This window comes from Streptomyces sp. NPDC002004 (assembly GCF_053593975.1).
On the sequence record NZ_JBSFDP010000024.1, the window covers coordinates 63,570 to 84,450 of the forward strand.

The 20,881-nt window shown below is 72.4% G+C and carries 16 protein-coding genes; 10 read left to right on the plus strand and 6 right to left on the minus strand.

The window, feature by feature from the left end; all coding sequences use genetic code 11:
* Positions 1–261: 261 nt before the first annotated feature.
* From ACWCP6_RS27270 to meaB, 3 genes are read left to right on the plus strand one after another with little or no spacing between them, the layout of a single operon-like run.
* Positions 262–2,070: a methylmalonyl-CoA mutase family protein gene (locus tag ACWCP6_RS27270; RefSeq protein WP_450935212.1), complete on the plus strand. Its 1,809-nt coding sequence runs from the start codon at positions 262–264 to the stop codon at positions 2,068–2,070.
* Entirely contained in the window at positions 2,070–4,244 is a 2,175-nt protein-coding gene (gene scpA / locus ACWCP6_RS27275; RefSeq protein ID WP_450935213.1) for a methylmalonyl-CoA mutase, read from the plus strand. The genes ACWCP6_RS27270 and scpA overlap by 1 nt, the downstream gene beginning before the upstream one ends.
* A 4-nt stretch (positions 4,245–4,248) precedes the next feature.
* A complete protein-coding gene (gene meaB / locus ACWCP6_RS27280; protein ID WP_450935214.1) occupies positions 4,249–5,235 on the plus strand; it encodes a methylmalonyl Co-A mutase-associated GTPase MeaB in 987 nt (328 codons plus the stop codon).
* Between the two features lie 148 nt (positions 5,236–5,383).
* Here the strand turns inward: meaB and ACWCP6_RS27285 are convergent, their stop codons facing one another.
* Together ACWCP6_RS27285 and ACWCP6_RS27290 are read right to left on the minus strand one after the other, a co-directional pair.
* Positions 5,384–6,016 (minus strand): SRPBCC family protein, encoded by a 633-nt coding sequence (locus tag ACWCP6_RS27285; protein ID WP_450935215.1) that lies wholly within the window; start codon positions 6,014–6,016, stop codon positions 5,384–5,386.
* On the minus strand, positions 6,009–6,362 hold the full coding sequence (locus ACWCP6_RS27290) for an ArsR/SmtB family transcription factor (RefSeq protein WP_450935216.1): 354 nt from the start codon (positions 6,360–6,362) through the stop codon (positions 6,009–6,011). The genes ACWCP6_RS27285 and ACWCP6_RS27290 overlap by 8 nt, the downstream gene beginning before the upstream one ends.
* Positions 6,363–6,638: 276 nt before the next feature.
* On the opposite strand from ACWCP6_RS27290, the gene ACWCP6_RS27295 reads away from it, so the two are divergent.
* The 4 genes from ACWCP6_RS27295 (at position 6,639) to ACWCP6_RS27310 (ending at position 9,899) form a co-directional block, all read left to right on the plus strand.
* Positions 6,639–7,265 (plus strand): hypothetical protein, encoded by a 627-nt coding sequence (locus tag ACWCP6_RS27295; protein WP_450935217.1) that lies wholly within the window; start codon positions 6,639–6,641, stop codon positions 7,263–7,265.
* Positions 7,266–7,509: 244 nt separating this feature from the next.
* Entirely contained in the window at positions 7,510–8,010 is a 501-nt protein-coding gene (locus tag ACWCP6_RS27300; protein WP_450935218.1) for a lamin tail domain-containing protein, read from the plus strand.
* A gap of 303 nt (positions 8,011–8,313) precedes the next feature.
* Complete coding sequence (locus tag ACWCP6_RS27305; protein ID WP_450935219.1) at positions 8,314–8,823, plus strand: hypothetical protein; 510 nt, start codon at positions 8,314–8,316, stop codon at positions 8,821–8,823.
* A 278-nt stretch (positions 8,824–9,101) separates the two neighbouring features.
* Complete coding sequence (locus ACWCP6_RS27310; protein WP_450935220.1) at positions 9,102–9,899, plus strand: methyltransferase domain-containing protein; 798 nt, start codon at positions 9,102–9,104, stop codon at positions 9,897–9,899.
* A gap of 149 nt (positions 9,900–10,048) precedes the next feature.
* Here ACWCP6_RS27310 and ACWCP6_RS27315 read toward each other — a convergent pair whose 3' ends face one another.
* Positions 10,049–10,636: a hypothetical protein gene (locus tag ACWCP6_RS27315; protein ID WP_450935221.1), complete on the minus strand. Its 588-nt coding sequence runs from the start codon at positions 10,634–10,636 to the stop codon at positions 10,049–10,051.
* Between the two features lie 124 nt (positions 10,637–10,760).
* Between ACWCP6_RS27315 and ACWCP6_RS27320 the strand changes: the two genes are divergently transcribed.
* Complete coding sequence (locus ACWCP6_RS27320; RefSeq protein ID WP_450935222.1) at positions 10,761–11,618, plus strand: YwqG family protein; 858 nt, start codon at positions 10,761–10,763, stop codon at positions 11,616–11,618.
* 96 nt (positions 11,619–11,714) lie between these two features.
* Here the strand turns inward: ACWCP6_RS27320 and ACWCP6_RS27325 are convergent, their stop codons facing one another.
* Positions 11,715–13,136 carry an MFS transporter gene (locus ACWCP6_RS27325; RefSeq protein WP_450935223.1) on the minus strand — a complete coding sequence of 474 codons (1,422 nt, stop codon included), beginning with the start codon at positions 13,134–13,136 and terminating at the stop codon, positions 11,715–11,717.
* Between the two features lie 103 nt (positions 13,137–13,239).
* On the opposite strand from ACWCP6_RS27325, the gene ACWCP6_RS27330 reads away from it, so the two are divergent.
* Entirely contained in the window at positions 13,240–13,860 is a 621-nt protein-coding gene (locus ACWCP6_RS27330; RefSeq protein ID WP_450935224.1) for a helix-turn-helix domain-containing protein, read from the plus strand.
* Positions 13,861–14,057: 197 nt separating this feature from the next.
* Here the strand turns inward: ACWCP6_RS27330 and ACWCP6_RS27335 are convergent, their stop codons facing one another.
* Positions 14,058–15,734, minus strand: a complete 1,677-nt coding sequence (locus tag ACWCP6_RS27335; RefSeq protein WP_450935225.1) for an acyl-CoA dehydrogenase family protein — start codon at positions 15,732–15,734, stop codon at positions 14,058–14,060.
* Between the two features lie 17 nt (positions 15,735–15,751).
* On the minus strand, positions 15,752–16,375 hold the full coding sequence (locus tag ACWCP6_RS27340; RefSeq protein WP_450935226.1) for a TetR/AcrR family transcriptional regulator: 624 nt from the start codon (positions 16,373–16,375) through the stop codon (positions 15,752–15,754).
* Positions 16,376–16,833: 458 nt separating this feature from the next.
* Between ACWCP6_RS27340 and ACWCP6_RS27345 the strand changes: the two genes are divergently transcribed.
* Entirely contained in the window at positions 16,834–20,445 is a 3,612-nt protein-coding gene (locus ACWCP6_RS27345; RefSeq protein WP_450935227.1) for a hypothetical protein, read from the plus strand.
* The last annotated feature ends 436 nt before the right edge of the window (positions 20,446–20,881 follow it).

A 20,881-nucleotide genomic window follows, 5' to 3' on the forward strand; every position in this document is an offset into this window, starting at 1 on the left:
CCGAACGCCCCCTGGGGGCAGGACCTGCTGACGGCCCCGCCGGACTGCCGCGAACTGCCCGCGGTGCGAGCCCGTGTGGTCCGGGTTCGCGACGCCCTGGTGCTGCCCGCCCCGCCGCACCCGGCGCCCGGGTGACTCCGTAGAACATTCCCCTCCCGTGATCAAGAGCGTGCCGGGAGAGCCGGGTCACATGACGGGAGAGGGCAAGGTCACAGCCCTGTCCTCTGCTGCTCCTCTGTCGACCTGACCTAGCATCCGAGCATGACAGTCCTGCCTGACGACGGGCTCGCGCTCGCCGCCGAATTTCCTGACGCGACGCATGAACAGTGGCAACGCCTGGTGGAGGGCGTTCTGCGCAAGTCGGGCAAGGAGGTGTCGGGCTCGGCAGCGGAGGACGCCCTGTCCACCGCGCTGGAGGACGGCCTGCGCACCCGGCCCCTCTACAGCGCGGACGGCGCCGCACCCGACCCCGGTTTCCCGGGATTTGCACCGTTCGTACGGGGCGGCCGCGCCGAGGGGAACACCGTCGGCGGCTGGGATGTGCGCCAGCAGCACACGAGGACGGACAACTCCGCCGTCCTGACCGACCTGGAGAACGGCGTCACCTCGCTCTGGCTGACCGTCGGCGACAGCGGCATCCCGGTGTCGTCGCTCGGCCGGGCTCTCGACGGCGTCTACCTCGACCTCGCACCGGTCGTGCTCGACGCGGGCCGCGACGCCGAATCCGCCGCACGGGAGTTGCTGCGGCTGTACACCGAACGGGGCGTCGCCAAGGAAGCGGCGCGCGGCAGCCTCGGCGCCGACCCGCTGGGCCACGAGGCCCGTACGGGTGAGGCGCTCGACTTCGCTCCGGTGGCCGCGCTGGCGCGGGAGTGCGCCGAGGACTACCCGGGCCTGCGTGCGCTGACCGTGGACGCGCTGCCGTACCACGAGGCCGGCGGCTCGGCCGCGCAGGAGCTGGGCAGCTCCCTGGCCACCGGTGTCGCCTATCTGCGGGAGCTGACCGAGGCGGGACTGTCCGTCGAACAGGCCTGCGCCCAGCTGGAGTTCCGGTACGCGGCCACGGCCGACCAGTTCCTCACCATCGCCAAGCTGCGGGCGGCGCGCCGCCTGTGGGCGCGGGTCGGCGAGGTGTGCGGGGCGCCGGGCGCGGGTGCGCAGGTGCAGCACGCGGTGACCTCTCCGGTGATGATGTCGCGCCGCGATCCGTGGGTGAACATGCTGCGGGCGACGATCGCCACGCTGGCCGCCGGGGTCGGTGGCGCCGACGCGGTCACCGTACTGCCCTTCGACCACGCCCTCGGCCTGCCGGACGCCTTCGCGCGGCGCATCGCGCGCAACACGTCGACGATCCTGGTCGAGGAGTCGCATCTGTCCCGGGTGATCGACCCGGCGGGCGGCTCGTGGTACGTGGAGCAGCTCACCGACGAACTCGCCCGCGCGGGCTGGGAGTTCTTCCGCTCGATCGAGAAGGACGGCGGTCTCGCGGCCGCACTGCGCTCCGGCCGTGTCCGCGAGGACCTGGCGAGGACGTGGGAGGCGCGCACCGCCAAGCTGGCCAAGCGGCGCGAACCCATCACCGGCGTCAGTGAGTTCCCGCACCTGGCCGAACGCACCGTGGAGCGCGAGCCGGCCCCCGTGCCGCTGTCCGGGGGACTTCCGCGCGTGCGGCGCGACGAGGCGTACGAGGCTCTGCGTGCGCGCTCCGACGCCCACCTCGCCGCGACGGGGTCCCGGCCGCGGGTCTTCCTGGCCTCGATCGGTCCCGCCGCCGCGCACACCGCACGCACGACCTTCGCCTCGAACCTCTTCCAGGCGGGCGGCATCGAGCCGGTCACGGAAGGCACGTTCGAGGAGAGCGGCGCAACGGAGGTCTGCCTGTGCTCCAGTGACGCCCTGTACGAGGAGCAGGCGGCAGCGGTGGCCGACCAACTCAGGTCGGCGGGCGCCTCGCACGTGTTCCTCGCCGGACGCCCCGGGCAGCACCCGGGAGTCGACTCGTACATCTTCGCGGGCTGCGACGCCGTCGCCGTCCTGTCCGCCGCCTTCGACCGCATGGGAGTGTCCTGATGGGAATCCCCGACTTCTCCGGGATCGAGCTGGGCACCCCGTCCGCCGACGGCGGTGCCGACGAATGGCGTACGGCCGTCAAGCGGGCCGCCGGCGGGGACGACCTGCTGTGGGAGACGCCGGAAGGCATCACGGTCAAGCCGCTCTACACCGGCCGTGACCTGGAGGGCCTGGACTTCCTGGGCACGTATCCGGGCATCGCGCCGTATCTGCGAGGCCCGTACCCGACGATGTACGTCAACCAGCCCTGGACGATCCGCCAGTACGCGGGCTTCTCCACCGCCGAGGAGTCCAACGCCTTCTACCGGCGCAATCTGGCGGCGGGCCAGAAGGGTCTGTCGGTCGCCTTCGACCTGCCCACCCACCGCGGCTACGACAGCGACCACCCGCGGGTGACCGGTGACGTCGGCATGGCGGGCGTGGCCATCGACTCCATCTACGACATGCGGCAGCTGTTCGACGGCATCCCGCTGGACAAGATGACCGTGTCGATGACGATGAACGGTGCCGTGCTGCCGGTGCTGGCCCTGTACATCGTGGCTGCGGAGGAACAGGGAGTGCCGCCGGAGAAGCTGGCGGGGACCATCCAGAACGACATCCTCAAGGAGTTCATGGTCCGCAACACCTACATCTATCCGCCGAAGCCGTCGATGCGGATCATCTCCGACATCTTCGCCTACACCTCGCAGCGGATGCCGCGGTACAACTCCATCTCCATCTCCGGGTACCACATCCAGGAGGCGGGCGCGACGGCCGACCTGGAGCTCGCGTACACGCTCGCGGACGGCGTGGAGTACATCCGGGCCGGGCGGGAGGCGGGCCTGGACGTGGACGCCTTCGCGCCCCGGCTGTCCTTCTTCTGGGCCATCGGCATGAACTTCTTCATGGAGGTCGCCAAGCTGCGGGCGGCGCGCCTGCTGTGGGCGAAGCTGGTGAAGCAGTTCGACCCGAAGAACTCCAAGTCCATGTCCCTGCGCACCCACTCGCAGACCTCAGGCTGGTCCCTGACGGCGCAGGACGTGTTCAACAACGTGACGCGTACGTGCGTGGAGGCCATGGCCGCGACCCAGGGCCACACCCAGTCGCTGCACACCAACGCCCTCGACGAGGCGCTCGCGCTGCCCACCGACTTCTCGGCGCGCATCGCCCGCAACACGCAGCTGCTCATCCAGCAGGAGTCCGGTACCACCCGGGTGATCGACCCGTGGGGCGGCAGCGCATACGTCGAGAAGCTGACGTACGACCTCGCCCGCCGGGCCTGGCAGCACATCCAGGAGGTCGAGGAGGCCGGCGGCATGGCGCAGGCCATCGACGCCGGCATTCCGAAGCTGCGGGTGGAGGAGGCCGCGGCCCGGACCCAGGCGCGGATCGACTCCGGGCGGCAGCCGGTCATCGGCGTCAACAAGTACCGCGTGGAGAACGACGAGCAGATCGAGGTGCTCAAGGTCGACAACTCCTCCGTACGCGCCCAGCAGATCGAGAAGCTGCGGCGGCTGCGCGCGGAGCGCGACGAGCAGGTGTGCCAGGACGCGCTCGACGCGCTGACGCGGGCCGCCGGGGGCGAGGGCAACCTGCTGGAGCTGGCGGTGCACGCGGCCCGCGCCAAGGCCACCGTCGGTGAGATCTCGGACGCCCTGGAGAAGGTGTACGGGCGGCATGCGAGCCAGATCCGTACGATCTCCGGCGTGTACCGCAACGAAGCAGGCGAGTCCCCGTCCGTCGACCGCACCCGCACCCTGGTGGACGACTTCGCGGAGGCCGAGGGCCGTCGCCCGCGCATCCTGGTCGCCAAGATGGGCCAGGACGGCCACGACCGCGGCCAGAAGGTGATCGCCACGGCCTTCGCCGACCTCGGCTTCGACGTCGATGTCGGCCCGCTGTTCCAGACCCCGGCCGAGGTGGCCCGTCAGGCCGTCGAGGCGGACGTGCACATCGTCGGGGTGAACTCACTGGCCGCCGGGCATCTCACCCTCGTGCCGGCGCTGCGCGAGCACCTCGCCGAGGAGGGCCGCGAGGACATCATGATCGTGGTCGGCGGGGTGATCCCGCCGCAGGACGTGCCGACCCTGCTGGAGATGGGCGCCGCGGCCGTGTTCCCGCCCGGGACAGTGATCCCGGACGCGGCGTACGACCTGGTGACGCGGCTGTCCGCCGACCTGGGGCACGACGTCTGAGCCCATGGCAATCGACCTCGACACGTATGTGAAGGGTGTCCTGGAGGGGAAGCGTGGCGTCATCGCGCGCGCCATCACCCTCGTCGAGTCCACCCGGCCCCAGCACCGGGCACTGGCGCAGGAGTTGCTGACCGAGCTGCTTCCGCACAGCGGCCGTGCCCGGCGCATCGGCATCAGCGGTGTGCCGGGCGTGGGCAAGTCCACGTTCATCGACGCGTTCGGCACCATGCTCACCTCGCTCGGGCACCGGGTCGCGGTGCTCGCCGTCGACCCGTCGTCCAGCCGCACCGGCGGCTCGATCCTGGGCGACAAGACACGGATGGAGCGGCTGGCCGTCGATCCGGCGGCCTTCGTGCGCCCCTCCCCCACCGCCGGCACCCTCGGCGGTGTCGCGAAGGCCACGCGCGAGTCGATCGTGGTGATGGAGGCCGCGGGCTACGACGTGGTCCTCGTGGAGACGGTGGGCGTCGGCCAGTCCGAGACCGCCGTGGCGAACATGGTCGACACCTTTCTGCTGCTGACGCTGGCCCGCACGGGGGACCAGTTGCAGGGCATCAAGAAGGGTGTCCTGGAGCTGGCCGACGTGATCGCCGTCAACAAGGCGGACGGCCCGCATGAGCGCGACGCCCGGGCGGCGGCCCGGGAACTGGCGGGTGCCCTGCGGCTCATGCACGGCAAGGACGCGGCCTGGACTCCGCCGGTGCTGAGCTGCAGCGCACGGGAATCGGCGGGTCTCGACACGCTCTGGGAGCGCATCGAACAGCACCGCGCCCTGCTCGACTCGACCGGCCGGCTCGCCGCCAAGCGGCGCGACCAGCAGGTCGACTGGACCTGGAACATGGTCCGTGACGAGCTGCTCGGCCGTCTGCACGCCGATCCGGTCGTACGGTCCCTCGCACCCGAGCTGGAACAGCACGTCAGGGAAGGGAAGTTGACGGCCACGCTCGCCGCCGAGCGCATCCTCAGGGCGTTCGGCGGACAGGACGGCTGAACCACACCCTCGTCGCGAAGCCGACGGGCATCCCGTACGACGCGGCCCCGCACCGACATCGCCCCATTCCCGCCCCGCACCTGCTCACGCCCGAGCAGATGCGAGGCCCCGCTCCCCTCCGCGGGCCGCACACCCGGGTTCGCCGTGCCTACGCTCCGGTGTAGAAGGCGATCGTCGCCGCGGTCGTGGCCTTCACGACCTCCCCATCCGCACCCGAGGCCGCGTACGCGGCGCCCCACTCCTCGCCCGAGCGGGTCATGTACTCCTTCGCCTCGGGCGACGTCTGCCAGGCCGCGGCTTCCTCCCTGCTGATCCCGCCGCCCGCGAGGTGCATCCCGAGCCCGAGGAACACCATGTCCCACCCGACTCCCACCGCTCCGGGCCCGAACTGCCCCCAGAACTCATCCGGCACCACGGCCACATGCTCCAGTTCGAGGACCGTGCGCCCCTCGCCCTCGGGAGTCAGCCGCACCTCGACCTCACTGAAGCCGGGCTCGGGCCCGAACAGCCAGCTCACCCGCAGCCGCTCCGGCGCCACGCAGTCGAGGATGTCGCCTCCGGCGTTCCCCTCCAGCTGGTAGCGGCCACCGACCTCGAACTCACCGGTGACCGGCAGGAACCACCGCGCGATCCGGTCGGGTGATGTCACGGCGTCCCACACGTCGGCGACATCGGCGTCGTACGTACGCCTCAACAGCACGGTGCGCGCCTCACCCGCCGCGACCTGCCGGGTTCCGACCTCCCGGTGCAGACGGTTGATCTCCTCGACGATCTCACTCATCCCCGCTCACTTCCTCTCTCAGCCTGCGCTCGCGCCTGCCGCGGGCCAGTTCCGTCCCGAGCGCGTCGAGCCGCTGCTCCCAGAACCCGCGGAACCTCTCCAGCCAGGCGTCCACCTCCCGCAGGGGCTCTGCCTCGACGGCGTACAGCCGCCGGGTGCCCTCTGCGCGCACGGATGCGAACCCGCTCTCCCGCAACACCCGCAGATGCTGCGACACGGCCGGCTGGGAGATCCCGAATTCCTCCCGGACCACCGCACTGACCTCGCCAGAAGCCCGCTCGCCTGCCGCGAGCAGCTCCAATATCCGGCGCCTGACCGGATCCCCCAGGACGTCGAATGCATGCATGGAGTCGACTATGCCACGGGCCACTTATATAAGCCAACACTTATAAATAGAGGCAGTGTGCCCCACGCCGCACGTCACCGCCCCGGCCGCACGAAGGGATCACGCAGCGGCGTACGGCCGCGTGGCCCCGCGCCGCCGGGGGCCGGGACCGGAGCCGCCGCCCATCGGTACGACCATCCGGCCAACCGGGCAGGGCCGATGACCGGTCCGGCATGGCACGGACAGGCAGCTGCCCGTGTGCCGGATGCTGGTGCCCCCGACCTGGAGGAGGGACACATGACCGCCCCCACCCCTCAAGGAACCCGCTCACCGGCATCCCCGGGCGGCATGGCCCGGGACACCAGCGGCCAGGCGGGCATCATCGGCATCGGACTCGCCGCCGTGCTCACGTTCGCACTCGCGCAGGGTTCGTGGCAGTGGTTCGCCACGTACATCGGGGTGACGCTTCTGGCGGTGATCTTCTCCTTCTACCGACTGCCGACCTGGACAGGCGGTTTCCGTCCTGCGCACGCGCTGAATCTGATCGCCTTTTCGCTCGTCGTCGGCCTGTGCGTGGCGATCACCGTGGCGCCCGTGCTGCAGCGCACGAAATGGCTGTTCCCGATGCCCGGTTCCCGAAGCGGCTGCCCCGAACTGGGCAGGTTCGAGGTGGTCCAGGAGCAGGCCGCACTGTCGAACCTCATGGGCCACGACAGCCCCGTGTCGACCTACACACAGCAGTTCCGCGGCCATCAGGCGGTGGCCGACTGCCTGGCCGCCACGACGACGCTCTGGCTCCCCGCGTACGCCGCCGGTGCCGCACTGGTGGTGGGCGTGACCACCTGGTGCCTGGCGCGGGCCCGGATGCGCGACCAACCCGCCCCGCGCCCAGGACAACGGTCCGACCGGGCGACTGTCACGTGAGCGGTCGGACGCCTCTCGGCTCAGGGGCCGACGCAAGGACGTGACGGATGGACGGAGCATTCAATCAGGGGATCCCTGCGGCACTTTGACACTGCGGAACAGAGCTCGGCGAACCGGTTCGAACGCCCGCCACCGCCCGGTCGACCCAGCCACCTTCACGTCTTCCGCACAATGCGGTCACTTGATGTTCATACGTTGTGTAAGCTCCTCGCGCTCCATCCGCACAACTGAGGGGGGATTCCTCATGCGCATGCGCTACACCCTGGCTGCCGCTTCCGTTGCCACCGCCGCGACGCTCGCCGTCGTCGTCGCCGCCCCGGCACAGGCCACCGAGTACTCGTCGGCCCTGAAGATCAAGGGCATCCAGTACGACGCACCCGGCCGGGACTCCAACAGCTGCAGCACCGGCAACAGCAAGGACGAGTACCTCACGATCAAGAACTACTCGCGCAGCGCGACGGTCAACCTCAAGGGCTACGTCGTCAAGGACGCCACCGGAAACCGCTTCGCCTTCCCGGCGAACCACTACCTCCAGCCGGGCGACTACGTGAAGCTGCGCGGCGGTCACGGGACGGACTCCGACGCGAAGAACGTCGTCTACCGCCAGAACTGCAACTTCATGTGGAACAACGACCGGGACACCATCTACCTCTACAAGCCTTCCGGCAGCCGCGCCGACGTCCACGCGTACACCAGGAGCGGGTCCGACTCCGACGGCAACGGCTACATCACCTACCACGGCTGAGCCCGCCCACTGCCTGAGGCTCGGGGGGGGGGCATCGCCGCGGCGGCCTCGCCGTCGCCGCGTCGCCCGCGGCATGCGTGCGGCTGAACACCGACAGTGCCGCCAGCCGCGGCAACTGCGGCCTTGGCTGCCCCCTTCGAGCAGGCATCCGCCGCGCCCGGCCCGGGCGCGGCCGCGGCCTCCGGCCCTCCGACGCCCCTCCCCGGCGACGCCCCGGAGGTCGCTGCGTCCCGCCGACCCACCGTGGCCGCCCGGAGCATCCGGCGACCGGTCACAGGACCACGAGCATCCCCAGGGGGGACCGTGAATCCGTACAACACCCCGCAGCGCCCGGCCGACACCAGACCGCTGTACAAGCGCAAGCGCGTCTGGGTCGCAAGCGTCGCCCTGTTCGCCTTCGGGGCGATCGGCGACACCCAGTCCGCGCACGACGAGGTGACCGCCGCTCAGGCGCTCGCCGCGAAGCCCGTACCCACCGTGACCGTCACGGCCACGGCCACGGCCACGGCCACCGAGACGGCCGATCCTCGGCCCGCGCCCACGGTCACCCGGACCAAGATCGTCAAGACGCCCGGCCCGACCGTCACGGTCACCGAAGCCGCCGCCCGGGCCTCGGGCTCCGGCACGAGTTACAGCGGGGGCGGAGGGAACAGCAACGCCGGCGCGTGCTCCATCGTGTCCAACGCGGGAAACTGTTACCAGGCGGGGCAGTTCTGCCGGAACAGCGACCACGGGGCGCGCACGACGACCGCGAGCGGTGCGCGGATCAGGTGCTCCTACAGCGCGAACGCGTGGCGCTGGACCTACTCCTGAGAGACCTCGGTCGCCGCACCCCGCACCGGTGCGGCGGCCGGGCTGTCCGGTGTGCCCGCAGTGCAACTGACGTACGGTCCGGGACCACAGGCCCGGGCACGAGAGATGGCGCAGGAGGTGTGCTGCGGTCCTGCGCCCACGTCAGTACGCTCCGCACGGCGGAGCCTTCGCCGAACCGTGGAGGCTCGGGGCGGCAGCATGTCCCGCAGGCAGCAGGAGCGGATCACGCGTCGCCGGACCGACGTGCCGACCGCGCAGCTCGAGGAGGCCGAGGCACCATGACCGAACGGCAGTGGGCCGACTACGCCGCCAGCAGCATCAGCCATGAAGAACCCTCGGAACTACGGAGGTTGAGGAACCTCCAGGACATGTGGGACCCGTTCTCCCGGGCCTGCCTGCGGCGTCTGGACCCGCAGCCCTGGTGGCGTTGCGCAGAGCTGGGAGCCGGAGCGGGCTCGCTCGCCTGCTGGCTCGCCGAAAGCGCCCCCGACGGCGAGACCGTCGCCACCGACATCGACACCAGGTTCCTGAACGAAGGCCCGGCCAACCTTCGTGTCCTGCGGCACGACGTCCGCCACGAGGACTTCCCGCCCCGGTCCTTCGACCTCGTCCACGCCCGAGGGCTTCTGGCCCATCTCCCCGAACCCGGTCGGGTGGTCGGACGGGCAGCGCGATGGCTCAGGCCCGGCGGATGGCTTGCCCTGGAGGGTATCGACCTCACCGCGGGCGAGCACTCCCCCCACCTTCCGGTCCGTACCGCCGTGCGCGCCGTCACCGGCCTTCTGAGCGACCAGATGGGCAGCGACGCGACGGTCCACCGGCGGACGCCCACCATGCTGGCCGATGCCGGGCTGACCGCCATCGCGACGGACTACCACCCGTTGGTGCTCGGCCACGACCGGAACGCGACGAGGTTCTTCCTCTCGAACCTCGACCAGCTCGCCCCCGCATTGGCCGCCGCGGGACGGTACACGGCGGTGGACAGGGCCGCCCTGGACGACTGGCTCGCCTCCCCCGCGGGCCACGACCTCCTCGGCACGGCCTGCTGGGCCGCCGCCCGGGCACCCGCGCAGTGACGCAGAGTCCACGCCCGCGGCACCTGCGCGAGGCAGCACACCCGCCCAGGAGTGTCTCCTGGGCAGGGGCCTGGCCGGGTCCGTACTGGAGAACCGTGCGGCGAGGGTCCCGGGCTTCCGGTCCGAGGAGAACCCCGCCACTCGCGAGATCAGCAGTAGACCATCGGGCAGCCGCGCCGCAGTGAGTGCTGGGCGGCGCGCAGGTACAGCGCGACGTAGAAGGCCGTATCCAGATCGTCGCCCCATGGTCCCGGTCGGGACGCGGCAAGTTCCTTCGCCGCTCCGTCCATGAACCACATGGTCAGGTCGAGGTTGTCGCACGTCGTCGGCGCCTCGGCCGGAAGTTCGATGGCTGCCGCCAGTCGCTCGACGTGGGCCAGTACCTGAGGAGCACCGACGATCACGGTCGAATCCGTGTAGCTGCTCTCGAAGGGCAACCGGATCTCCTCGTCCAGTGACACCGGCACCAGCACCGTCCAGCCGCAGACGGCCTCCACCTCCGTGCGCGAGAGGTGTGCCTGGCACAGCGCTGCGAACCCGTCCATGGACGGGATCAGCTTCTCCTCGAAAGCCTGGCCCGAACCACGGACGCATTCCCCTTTCCCGGGCACCGACTCGTAGGGCGCCAGACCCCGCCGCCTCAGCTCTTCGTTCAGCGCCGAGGCGACTTCACCCCACCCGCCCTCCTCCTCACCGAACCATTCCTCCGCGCCGACACTGACCAGATAGATACCCATGGCCGGAACGTACTGCGCGCCACTGACACCCAGGACACCTGACGACGAACCGAGTTGCGCCGGCCGGCCGCCCATCACGTTCCAGGGCGGTCCGTTGTCAGTGGGCCCGTGCATCATCGTTCCCATGACACAGAGCACCACCGACGCACTGCACGCGCTCGCCCGCGAGTACCTGCCCGCCGAGATCGCCGAGCGCTGGACCGGTCTGTTCCGTCCGGCGCTGAGCCTGGAGAACGCCTCGCCCGCTGGTGGCGGTGCGGAGCCGCTCGTCGGCCGGCTGGGCGGCCTGCCGGAGCTTCCGGAGGACGGGGAGTGGCCTGTGTGGGAGGGCTACGGACCGCTCTCCTTCATCGCTTCGGTCGACTGCGCCGCGCTCCCCTCCGCCGCCCTGGACATCGCCCTGCCCGTGGACGGCACGCTGGCCTTCTTCCACTTCGACGGGCAGTTGGACGACGGCCGGGCGAGGGTCGCGCCCCGTGACCCCGGCAGCTGGGCCGGAGCGCGAGTGCTGTACATACCGGCGGGCGTCGCCGTCGCAGAGCGAGCGGCGCCGGAGGGCATTCGGCCGTACCCCCAGGTGGCGTTGACAGCGCGCGTGCAGACGACGGCGCCGTACCTCTGGCATCCGGTGGTCTACCGGGAGTTCGCTCCGATGTCCGACGACCACCCCCTGTGGGACGACGACTTCAGGGAGGCCCTGTGGGACATCGGCTCGAGTGTGCACCAACTCGGTGGCCATGCCGACCCGGAGCAGGACGAGGTGGAGTCCGAGGTCGCCCACGGCGTTCTCGGCAGCCCACCGTGGAACGACCCCCGTATCGAGGAGGAGGCCCTCCGCTGGGTGCTGCTCGCCCAGTTCGGCTCCGACGACGACGCCGGCATGATGTGGGGCGACTGCGGCAGTCTGTACTGGCTGATACGCCCCGAGGACCTGGCCGAACGCCGCTTCGACCGTGCGATGTTCACCTGGCAGTGCAGCTGACGGGGATCCCCGTTCCGTTGGCCCGCAAGCGCCTCGCACGCCACCCGGCGACCCGGCGGTGCCGCCCGTCGACCGACGCCGGTGTGGCGCGACGGGTCATGCGGATCGCCGTACGTCCTCGGGCGCGGTGGGCTTCGTGTCCTTCGCGGGCCGCGATGCGCGGGCCACGAGGAGCAGAAAGGCTCCGCAGGCGGCGACCAGCATCCAGCCGGGGCGGGAGGCGTGCGCCAGCCCCGTCGGGCCGGTACCCGCGACCAGTCCGCCCGCGATGGCGATGCCGACCGCGGAGCCGAACTGGCGCGCGGTGGACGTGATCGCGCCGGCCACACCGGCACGGGCGGGAGGCAGTCCGCTCACTGCGGCGTTGGTGATCGGGGCGTTGGCGAAGCCGAACCCGATGCCGATGAACAGGTAGGCCGACAGAAGCAGCAGCAGGCTCGTGTGCGGGTCGAGCCGGACCAGGCAGAGTCCGCCGACCGCGATGAAGCCTCCGGCCAGGACGAGCGGCAGCCGCGGCCCGACGCGACCGACCAGCAGCCCGGACAAGGGTGCGCAGACGGTCGCTCCGAGCGCCATGGGCAGGGTCGACACGCCGACCGCCAGCGGCGTCCATCCCCGGGTGTGCTGAAGATAGAGGGTGTTGAGCAGCAGCGTCACGGCCAGGGCGACGAAGACCGCCCCGGCTCCAAGGACCGCACTGCTGAAGGCCGGTCGCCGGAAGAGCCGCAGGTCCATCAGCGGTTCGCGCCGACGGATCTCGACCCACACGAATCCGGCCGTCGCCACGGCAGCGAACGCATACGCGGCCAGTGCCGCGAGCGACGTCCAGCCGAGGTGCGGCCCTTCGATCAGGACACCGACCGATGTCCCGATGACCGCGGTCAGCAGGGCCTGGCCCGGCAGATCGAGCCGCTGCGCACGCGCCGCCCGGGACTCCGGCACGTACACGGCGCTGAGCACGAGCGCGGCCAGGATGACCGGCGCATTGACCCAGAACACCGACCGCCAGCCGAACGCCGCGATGAGGGCGCCGCCCGCCGGCGGACCAGCGGCCATGCTGAGCCCGAAGACCGATGCCCAGACGCCGATCGCCTGCGCGCGCTCCTTCGGATCGGGCATCGCGCTCACCACGATCGCGAGCGCCACGGGGCTGAGCATCGAGGCGCCGATTCCCTGGACGGCACGGGCCGCGACGAGTGTGCCGACCGAGGGGGCCAGCGCGCAGACCAGCGAGGCCACGCCGAACACGGCCAGCCCAGTCCGGAACACCCGTCGGCGTCCGAAGCGGTCCGCCAGCGCACCGGAGGAGATCAGGAGGCCGGCCAGGACGAGGGTGTACGCGTCGACGGTCCATTCGAGACCGCGGGTCCCGGCGTCCAGGCCGCGTCCGATGGCGGGCAGAGCCACATTGACGATGGTGGTGTCCAGACCCACCAGGAACATGCTCAAGCAGCAGACGGCCAGCACCGTCCAGCGTCTGCGCGCACTGAGCACGGGCTGAACAGGGGGAAACGTCACGGTCACGGTCAACCTCTCACATCCGGGAGCACCTGCCCGGCAAGGCTCGGGCCGGACGGCCACCGCCGCCCACGGTTTTTGCTGAGGCTGCAAAAATGGCCCCATGGATGCGGAACTGGAGCAGATCCTCGACGGCATCGGGCCTCGGCTGCGGACGCTGCGCAGGGACCGGGGGCTCACGCTGGAGGCCCTCGCGGCCACCACCGGGATCTCGGTGAGCACGCTGTCCCGTCTCGAGTCGGGCAAGCGGCGCCCGACCCTGGACCTGCTGATCCCGCTCGCGCGTGCCCACCGCGTCGCACTCGACCAGCTGGTGGCCGCGCCGGCCAGCGGTGATCCGCGGGTGCATCTCAAGCCCTTGCACAAGGGGCACGGCAGCGTCCTCGTGCCGCTCACGCAGTACCCGGGCCGGGTGCAGGTGTTCAAGCAGGTTCTGGCACCGCGGGAGCCGAAACTGGTGACCCATGGCGGCTACGAGTGGCTCTACGTCCTCGCGGGCGAGCTGCGCCTCCTGCTCGGAGAGCACGACGTCACACTCGCCCCCGGCGAAGTGGCCGAGTTCGACACCTCCGAACCGCACTGGTTCGGTCCGGCGGGCACGAGCGCCGTGGAGATCCTGCATCTGTTCGGGCCACGGGGCGACCAGGCCGTCGTCCGCGCGAGACCGTCTGCGGCCGCCCCCGTCGCGCCGACCGTCACGACCCCACCGTCGACAAGGTCATGACCAGCGATCCCGAAAGGTGCCCCCTGAGCGGGACGACGGATTCGTGGTTCGGGCCTTCGCCCTGACCCCACACCGCGTGCCGTCGTGCGAGGCGGTCGGCCGCCGCCCACGGCGTGCGTTCGTACGCGGACCGGCGCCAGGGACGACACGGGGCGCCCGGGACGACACGGCTTCCGGCCGGCCCGGGCGCCCCTCATTCAGCCGGTGGCGCCCGGGATGCGGTCGATGACGGCGGCGAGGTCGAGGCCGGTCGGCAGGGTGCCGAAGGCGAGACCGCGGTCTCCGGTGAGACGGGAGGCGCAGAAGGCGTCGGCGACCGCCGCGGGCGCGTACCGGACGAGGAGCGAACCCTGGAGGACCAGTGCCATGCGCTCGACGAGCCGACGGGCGCCGATTTCGGCGTCCTCGCTCGGCACGAGCTGCGCGCGCAGTTCGCGCCAGGCGTGGTCGAGCCGGGTGTCGGCCCCTGCGGCCGCCTCGACCTCCGCCCGGTATGCGTCCAGCGTTCCGGGTTCGCGGGTCAGGGCGCGCAGTACGTCGAGGGCGTTGACGTTGCCGGATCCCTCCCAGATGCCGTTGAGCGGGGCCTCTCGATAGAGCCTCGGCAAGCCGGACGCCTCGTCGTATCCGTTTCCGCCGAGGCACTCCAGCGCCTCCGCCACCGCCGCGGGCTGGCGCTTGCAGACCCAGTACTTGCCGACGGCGGTGGCCAGACGCAGAAAGGCCTGCTCCGCGCCGTCGCCGCGCTGGGCGCGGTCGGCCGCGCCGGCGATCCGCAGCGCGAGGGTGGTGGCGGCCTCCGACTCGAGGGCCAGGTCGGCGATGACGTTGCGCATCAGCGGCTGGTCGATGAGCTTGGCGCCGAACACCGAGCGGTGGCGGATGTGGTGGGCCGCCTGCACCAGCGCGGCACGGGTGCCGGTGGCCGAGCCGAGGATGCAGTCGAGGCGGGTCATGGTGACCATGTCGATGATGGTGCGCACGCCGCGGCCCTCCTGGCCGACGAGCCAGGCGACGGTGTCGTCGAACTCCGGCTCACTGCTGGCGTTGCTGCGGTTGCCGAGCTTGTCCTTCAGCCGCTGGATGCGGAAGGTGTTGCGGCTGCCGTCCGGGAGCACCCGCGGAACGAGGAAGCAGGACAGCCCACCGGGGGCCTGGGCCAGCACGAGGAACAGGTCGTTCATCGGTGCGCTGGTGAACCACTTGTGGCCGCGCAGCCGCCAGGTGCCGTCGGGCTGCTCGGTGGCGGTGGTGGTGTTCGCCCGGACGTCGGTGCCGCCCTGCTTCTCGGTCATGCCCATCCCGGCCAGGAGGCCGCGCTTCGCGGCCGGTGCCCGCAGACCGGGGTCGTAGACACGACTGGTCAGCAACGGCTCGTAGATCTCGGCCAGTTCAGTCGTGGAGCGCAGGGCCGGGACGACGGCGTAGGTCATCGAGACGGGGCAGCCGTGGCCCTGCTCGACGCTGCTCCACACCATGAAGCCGGCGGCACGCGCGACATGGACGCCCGGCCTGTCCTCGGCCCAGGGCGCGCCGCCGAGACCCTCCCGGATGGCCACGTCCATCAGTGCGTGGTACGAGGGGTGGAAGTCGACCTCGTCGACCCGGTTGCCGTAGCGGTCGTGGGTGCGCAGCACCGGCTCGTGGGTGTTGGAGTCGACGGCCCAGCGCTGGGCGTCCTCACTGCCTGCGAGAAGGCCGATCCGGTGCAGGTCGTCCAGATACCACTCGGCCCCTTCCCGTCGTACCCCCTCGAGAAGGGCCGGGTCGTCGGCGACGTCGTGGCCGACGAGCGGCGGGGCCTGGTTGAACACCTCGTGCGTACGCGCGCTGAGCCTGCTGTGCAGCGGGGGGTTGGCGGCGGTCGTGGTCATCGGTGCGGCTCCCGGGATCAACGGTGTGCGGGGGCGGGGCGGGCGCCCGCGCAGCGCAGGGACATGGCGGTCAGTTCGGCGATCAGGTGGTCGGTGGCGTCCTCGGCGGGCGTGGCCAGCGGGTCGACCAGAACCTCGCCGATCGCACCGGTCAGGGCCGCGGCGGTGATCTGCGGGTCCTGCTCGGGCAGCAGCCCGGCATCGACACCCTCGTGGATCACCTCGGCGAACAGGTCGCGGTAGCGGCGCCGGAACTCCAGCCGCTCCTGCCCGACCGCGGGCTCGGCCGGGGCGGCGAGCAGGGCGTAGGCCAGACCTCGCGCCTCCAGGGCGCGCCGGGCGAACACGCCCACGCCCACGGCCAGCCGCTCGACCGGGTTGCCGCTGCCCTGGCGCAGCACGTCGCCCAGCACCTCGAGCTCCCGCCCCGAGGCGCGGCGGAACACCTCGACCGCGAGTGCGGCCTTGGACGGGAAGTGCTGGTACACCGACCCGGCGGACATGCCGGCCGCGGCCGCGACGGCGGTGACCGAGGCGGCGGTCCAGCCCACCTCGGCGACCACGCAGGTGGCCCGGTCCACGAGACGGTCCTTGGCGGCGGCCAGTCGGTCGTGCACGGCAGGAGTCTTGCGGTAGACCATGCAAGAAGTGAACCATCATTCAGAGCTTCATGCCAGGCCCGGGGCGGGCGGATATCGGCAGGGGCGACGGGCCCGGACGGACATCGGCAGGGCGACGCGCGGGGCATGTGACCGGGGCGGAATCGGCCCGTGGCCAGGTGCACACAGCGGCGCACGGAGCGGGCAGCGGTCCCGAACGGGGTGCAGCCGCTTCTCGCGGCCGGGCGAGCGCACCGGTCCGGCAGGCTCGCCAGGCCTCGGTGGTCCACGGCCGTCGGGGGCGTGGACGGGGACGGGCTGCCGGCGGCTCCGGGGCGGGCGGCCCTCGCATTCTGCCGGGCGACCGGCCCCCCGATGAGGGCGAGGAGGAGTGCGCAATGCGCCTGAGGCCCAGGTCTGTTGGCGTCCTCCGCCCGGGCCGCCCCGCCGGGTGCGGCACAAACGACCGACTGTCAGACCCCGTTCCTAGCATGGTGTTCATGAGAAGCACGCAAGACGGTTCCGCCGCCGACGTCGTACGCGCCATCCTGGCGCAGTCCCGCCCTGCCGACGGTGCGGATACGCTCCTGGGCGCGGCGGACGCGGCGCTGAGGGCGGTCGAGGAGACACGCCCGGCGCGCACGGTCGCCACCGCGGTCACCTCCGTGGGCGGGATCGACGACCATGCGGCGGGCCGGCTGCGGGAGTTGGTGGAGCGGCACCTCGCGGGCTCACCGGAGAGGTGGCTCGGTGCGCACGACGCCCTCGCCGGCCATCGTGGCACCCTGCCCGCGCTGCTCGCCAACGTTCCGCCCCCGGCGCCGTCGCCCGCGCCGGGCGAGCTCCGCCCACCCGCGCCCCGCAGTGTGCACACCACGCTGGCCCTGCTGCTGGAGCACGCCCGTCCCGAGCACGCGGCCAACGCCCTGGCCGCGCTGCCCGACCGCACACTGGAGGCGCTGCTCGCCGGCGGAACGATGCCGGGACCGGGCCTCGTCACCGCGGTCATCGAGCACGGCGACTCCCGCAGCCGCGTTTCCCTGGCCCGCCACCCGCGACTCGACACCCGGGTGCTGTCCCGGCTGCTCGCCACCGGGGACCCCCGGGTCGGGGCCGCCGTCTACCGCAGTCCGCGCGCCACTCAGTCATTGCGTCGCGCCCTCGCGCACCGCCTCGACTCGGTGCCGATGGACGAGACCCTGCGCGCCGAACTGACCGACCCGAGCGGGGACCCGCCGCGCACCTGGCTCGCTCCGCTGCTCGGCTCCGGGGATCCACAGCTCGTGGCCAGGGCGTTGACCGTCGGCCCCCGCGGCGTCGCCCAGCAGTACGCGCTGGTCCGGGTCTGGGAACGCACCGGGCCCGGGGCCGTGCGCACCCTGCTGGACGACCGGACCGTCGTCCGTCATCTGGGCCGGCCCGTCGTCTCGGCCGTCACCGACGCCCTGGCCGAGGACGACGGGTCGGGCCGCGCGCTGCTCGGACTGCGTGAGCGGTGCGAGCCCTACGCGGACCCCGCGCGCCTGCCGGAACTCCTGGCCACGACCCGGGGAACCAGCAGCCTGCGCGACCTGATGTCCGAGCCGTACGTGCACGATCTGGACGCCCTGAGCGAGGCCCATGGGAAAACCCCGTTCATGCCCAAGGCGTGCGAGGAACTCGCCCGCCACGAGGCGGCGAGCGACGCTCAGCGGCTGGCCTTCCGGCTCAGCGTTCTGAACGAGCCCTGGCGGGCCGGCGGCCGGCGTGCCGGGAACAACACCCCGCCCACCGAGCGCCTGGCCGAGGAGCCGCTCGACACGCAAGCCGCCCGCTGGGCGGATGGCATGGTCACGGCCGGGCTGCTCGACCCGGTGGAGCTGATCCGCATCGCGCGTCCGGCCGCCCATGCGGTGACCGCACTCGCCGGGCTCGCCGAGCGGAAGCTGCTCTCCGAGACCGCCGTGGCCGAACTGCGATCGCTGGCCGACGACCACCTCGGCGAGCGCCCCGCGACCTGGGCCGCTCTCGATGCCCTGCTGCCCGCCCACCGGGGAACCCTGCGTGAGCTGATCGCCGAGGCCGGCCGGACCGCCCCTGACGACGAGGACACGGGCGGGGAGGCATCCGCCGACCCGGGTGCCGACGACCGCGTCGCGGCGCACCCGGAGCAGGGCGGCGAACCGCACCCGCTGCCGCGCGGTCGTCACGGTCGCGCGGCTCTCGCGGCACTCGACCTCCTCCGCTCCGTCGCGCCCGCCGACGCCCCGCTGCCCACCGACCCCGATGTGCTGCGATTCCTCGCCGGCCACGACGGGGACGACGCCCCCGGCCTGGCCACCCCGGAGTGGCTCGTCCAGGCGTGCGCGGCCCACGGCACGGAGCCCTTGCCCTCCGGCCGCCGGCACACCGCGCCCACCCTCGCCGAGGTGCGGGCCGAGCGCCCGCAGACCTGGGGTTCCAGTGCGCGACTCACCGAACGCGCCTACACCCAGGGCATCCTTCCGGCCGACGAGTTGCCGGCCCTGCTGCCGGCGCGCCGCATGATCCGCCTCCCGCACGACTGGCGTCGGCTCGCGTTCGCCGAGGCGTGGCGGGGCGCAGTCGCCCGTCTGTTCCGTGCCGAGCTCGGCGGCGACGCCGCGGCCTGGCTCCGGCTGGCCGAGACGGCGTCGGCCGCGGCCGAGCCCGTCGACGACGTCGACTCGGACGGGCCCAGCTGGGTGGAGTTGCTGTCCCTGGCTCGGTCCGGAAACCATGCCGGACCGCCCCCCGGGGAGCGGACGCACGCGGAGGGCGGCACCGACGGGCACCGGTCACCGCAAGCGGCGGCATCAGCCGTGTCCACGCCCCGCCCGCGCACCCCCGACGAGGCGATCGGCCTGCTCGAGCGCGGCAACCATCTGTGGGCCTGGCCGGTGGGCACTCTGCTGTGCCTGGCCGACGGCGACGTCGTCGATGCGGCCCTGCCCCGGCTCGGCCCCGACGGACCCTGGCTCCTCGCCGCGTATCTGCTGCGGCACGACCGCACTCCGCGCACCGTGTTCGAGCGGCTGCTCACAGGCCGCGATCCACGAGCGCTGCACATCCTGGCCCGCCAGTCCCGGCGGCTCGACGCCGGCCTGGTGGACCGGTTGGTCGACCTCGAGGAACCCGACGTCGACCTGGCCCTGCTGCGCAGTGGATGCCCGACCCCGCTCGCCCGCCGCATCGTGGCCCGGTCGCGCCCCCGCGCCGGTGCCGACACCGGCGGGGTCGGAGCGCTGGTGCTGGCGGAGCTGCGGGCCGATCCGTCGGCCCGGCCGGTCGGGGGCCTGCACTGGCTCGGCTCGGCCGAACCGGACCTGATCGAGGAGGTCTTCCTCCGAATGAAGGGCGAAGCGAACTTCGCCGAACAGGTCAACGGCTGCCTGCACTTGGTCGAACACGGCGGAACGCAGCGGCTCGCCGCCCTCGCGGCACGCGAGCTGCTCGGCCAGGCCGCCACCAAGCTGTGTGTGAAGGCGCTGGCGTCCGGCGATCCCGTCGCGGTGATCCGCGCCCGGCTCGACCGTGAGCTGGCCCCGGCGAAGCTCGTGGCACGGCTGCGGAGGGCGCGGCACCCCTGGCAGGTGACGAGCGCGATGCCGGCCGTCCCCGACGGCGTGGACTGGGGCGCGCTGGAAGCCGCGCACGAGCAAGAGCCTCTGCCTCACTGGGAGCGGCTGGTCAACCACCCGGACGCCCCGGCGCACCTGCGCATGCGCTACGCGGTGAGGGTGCGGGAGCCGGGGCCGCACGGCCTGGCCGACGGCGTGGAGCTCACCCGCGCACGGGCCCGCCACGGCCTGGGCGGGCTGTACCACTGCCCGCTCACCACACAGCTCGACGGCCTGCTCACCTCGGGCAATCTGACCGGAGCGGACCTGCTGCACCTCGCGGCCCCGGCCGCCCTGATGCTCGCCTACCTCGGCGCTGCCGCACGCCGCACCGATGCCCCGGCCGAGGCGGGCACCGCGCTGTCGGAACTCGCCGGGCTCGTCCGTACCCGCCTCGGCACCGACGAGGAGGGGTGGGCGCGGGTGGCCGGCCGGCTGACGGGGCGTGACCCGGGGTGGGAGCCCATATCGCCGGTTGTCGAGCTGCTGACCTGACGGAGCGTCGCCACTCCCGCCGGCGACCCGAAGAGACGGAGCGAGGGTACGGGCTGGGGGCTTCCGCGGGCCGTGTCGGTGCCCCGCACAGGGCTCGCGGCGCGGCCGGATGCGCGGTGCGTGGGACGCAACGCGAGCCGGGACGCGGAGGGCCGCAGGTGGCCGGCAGGCCGGTCGCCGACCGGCAGAAGGCACAGGCGCCTGGGACGGCGGTCGGGACGGGAGGGGGACTGTACGCCAGGGTGGCGAATGCCGCGCGCCGGGCGGATGCGCCACGTCCGGGAACGCGCCAAGCTGGAGGGCATGGGGCACGCCCGCGCGGACGCGGGTGAGGCCGACGCGGTCACCTGCACGAAGCGTGTCCACGGCGGGCGCCGGCCGGCCGTGGCGGTGCCCGTGCGATGTCGCTGCGGGGCCCGTGCTGCGTAGTGGCGGG

Excerpts from the sequence above, each read along its gene's own strand:
- ACWCP6_RS27270 (WP_450935212.1), top strand. The coding sequence starts at position 262 with ATGACAGTCCTGCCTGACGACGGGCTCGCGCTCGCCGCCGAATTTCCT.
- scpA (WP_450935213.1), top strand. The coding sequence starts at position 2,070 with ATGGGAATCCCCGACTTCTCCGGGATCGAGCTGGGCACCCCGTCCGCC.
- meaB (WP_450935214.1), top strand. The coding sequence starts at position 4,249 with ATGGCAATCGACCTCGACACGTATGTGAAGGGTGTCCTGGAGGGGAAG.
- ACWCP6_RS27285 (WP_450935215.1), bottom strand. The coding sequence starts at position 6,016 with ATGAGTGAGATCGTCGAGGAGATCAACCGTCTGCACCGGGAGGTCGGA.
- ACWCP6_RS27290 (WP_450935216.1), bottom strand. The coding sequence starts at position 6,362 with ATGCATGCATTCGACGTCCTGGGGGATCCGGTCAGGCGCCGGATATTG.
- ACWCP6_RS27295 (WP_450935217.1), top strand. The coding sequence starts at position 6,639 with ATGACCGCCCCCACCCCTCAAGGAACCCGCTCACCGGCATCCCCGGGC.
- ACWCP6_RS27300 (WP_450935218.1), top strand. The coding sequence starts at position 7,510 with ATGCGCATGCGCTACACCCTGGCTGCCGCTTCCGTTGCCACCGCCGCG.
- ACWCP6_RS27310 (WP_450935220.1), top strand. The coding sequence starts at position 9,102 with ATGACCGAACGGCAGTGGGCCGACTACGCCGCCAGCAGCATCAGCCAT.
- ACWCP6_RS27315 (WP_450935221.1), bottom strand. The coding sequence starts at position 10,636 with ATGGGTATCTATCTGGTCAGTGTCGGCGCGGAGGAATGGTTCGGTGAG.
- ACWCP6_RS27320 (WP_450935222.1), top strand. The coding sequence starts at position 10,761 with ATGACACAGAGCACCACCGACGCACTGCACGCGCTCGCCCGCGAGTAC.
- ACWCP6_RS27330 (WP_450935224.1), top strand. The coding sequence starts at position 13,240 with ATGGATGCGGAACTGGAGCAGATCCTCGACGGCATCGGGCCTCGGCTG.
- ACWCP6_RS27335 (WP_450935225.1), bottom strand. The coding sequence starts at position 15,734 with ATGACCACGACCGCCGCCAACCCCCCGCTGCACAGCAGGCTCAGCGCG.
- ACWCP6_RS27340 (WP_450935226.1), bottom strand. The coding sequence starts at position 16,375 with ATGGTCTACCGCAAGACTCCTGCCGTGCACGACCGACTGGCCGCCGCC.
- ACWCP6_RS27345 (WP_450935227.1), top strand. The coding sequence starts at position 16,834 with ATGAGAAGCACGCAAGACGGTTCCGCCGCCGACGTCGTACGCGCCATC.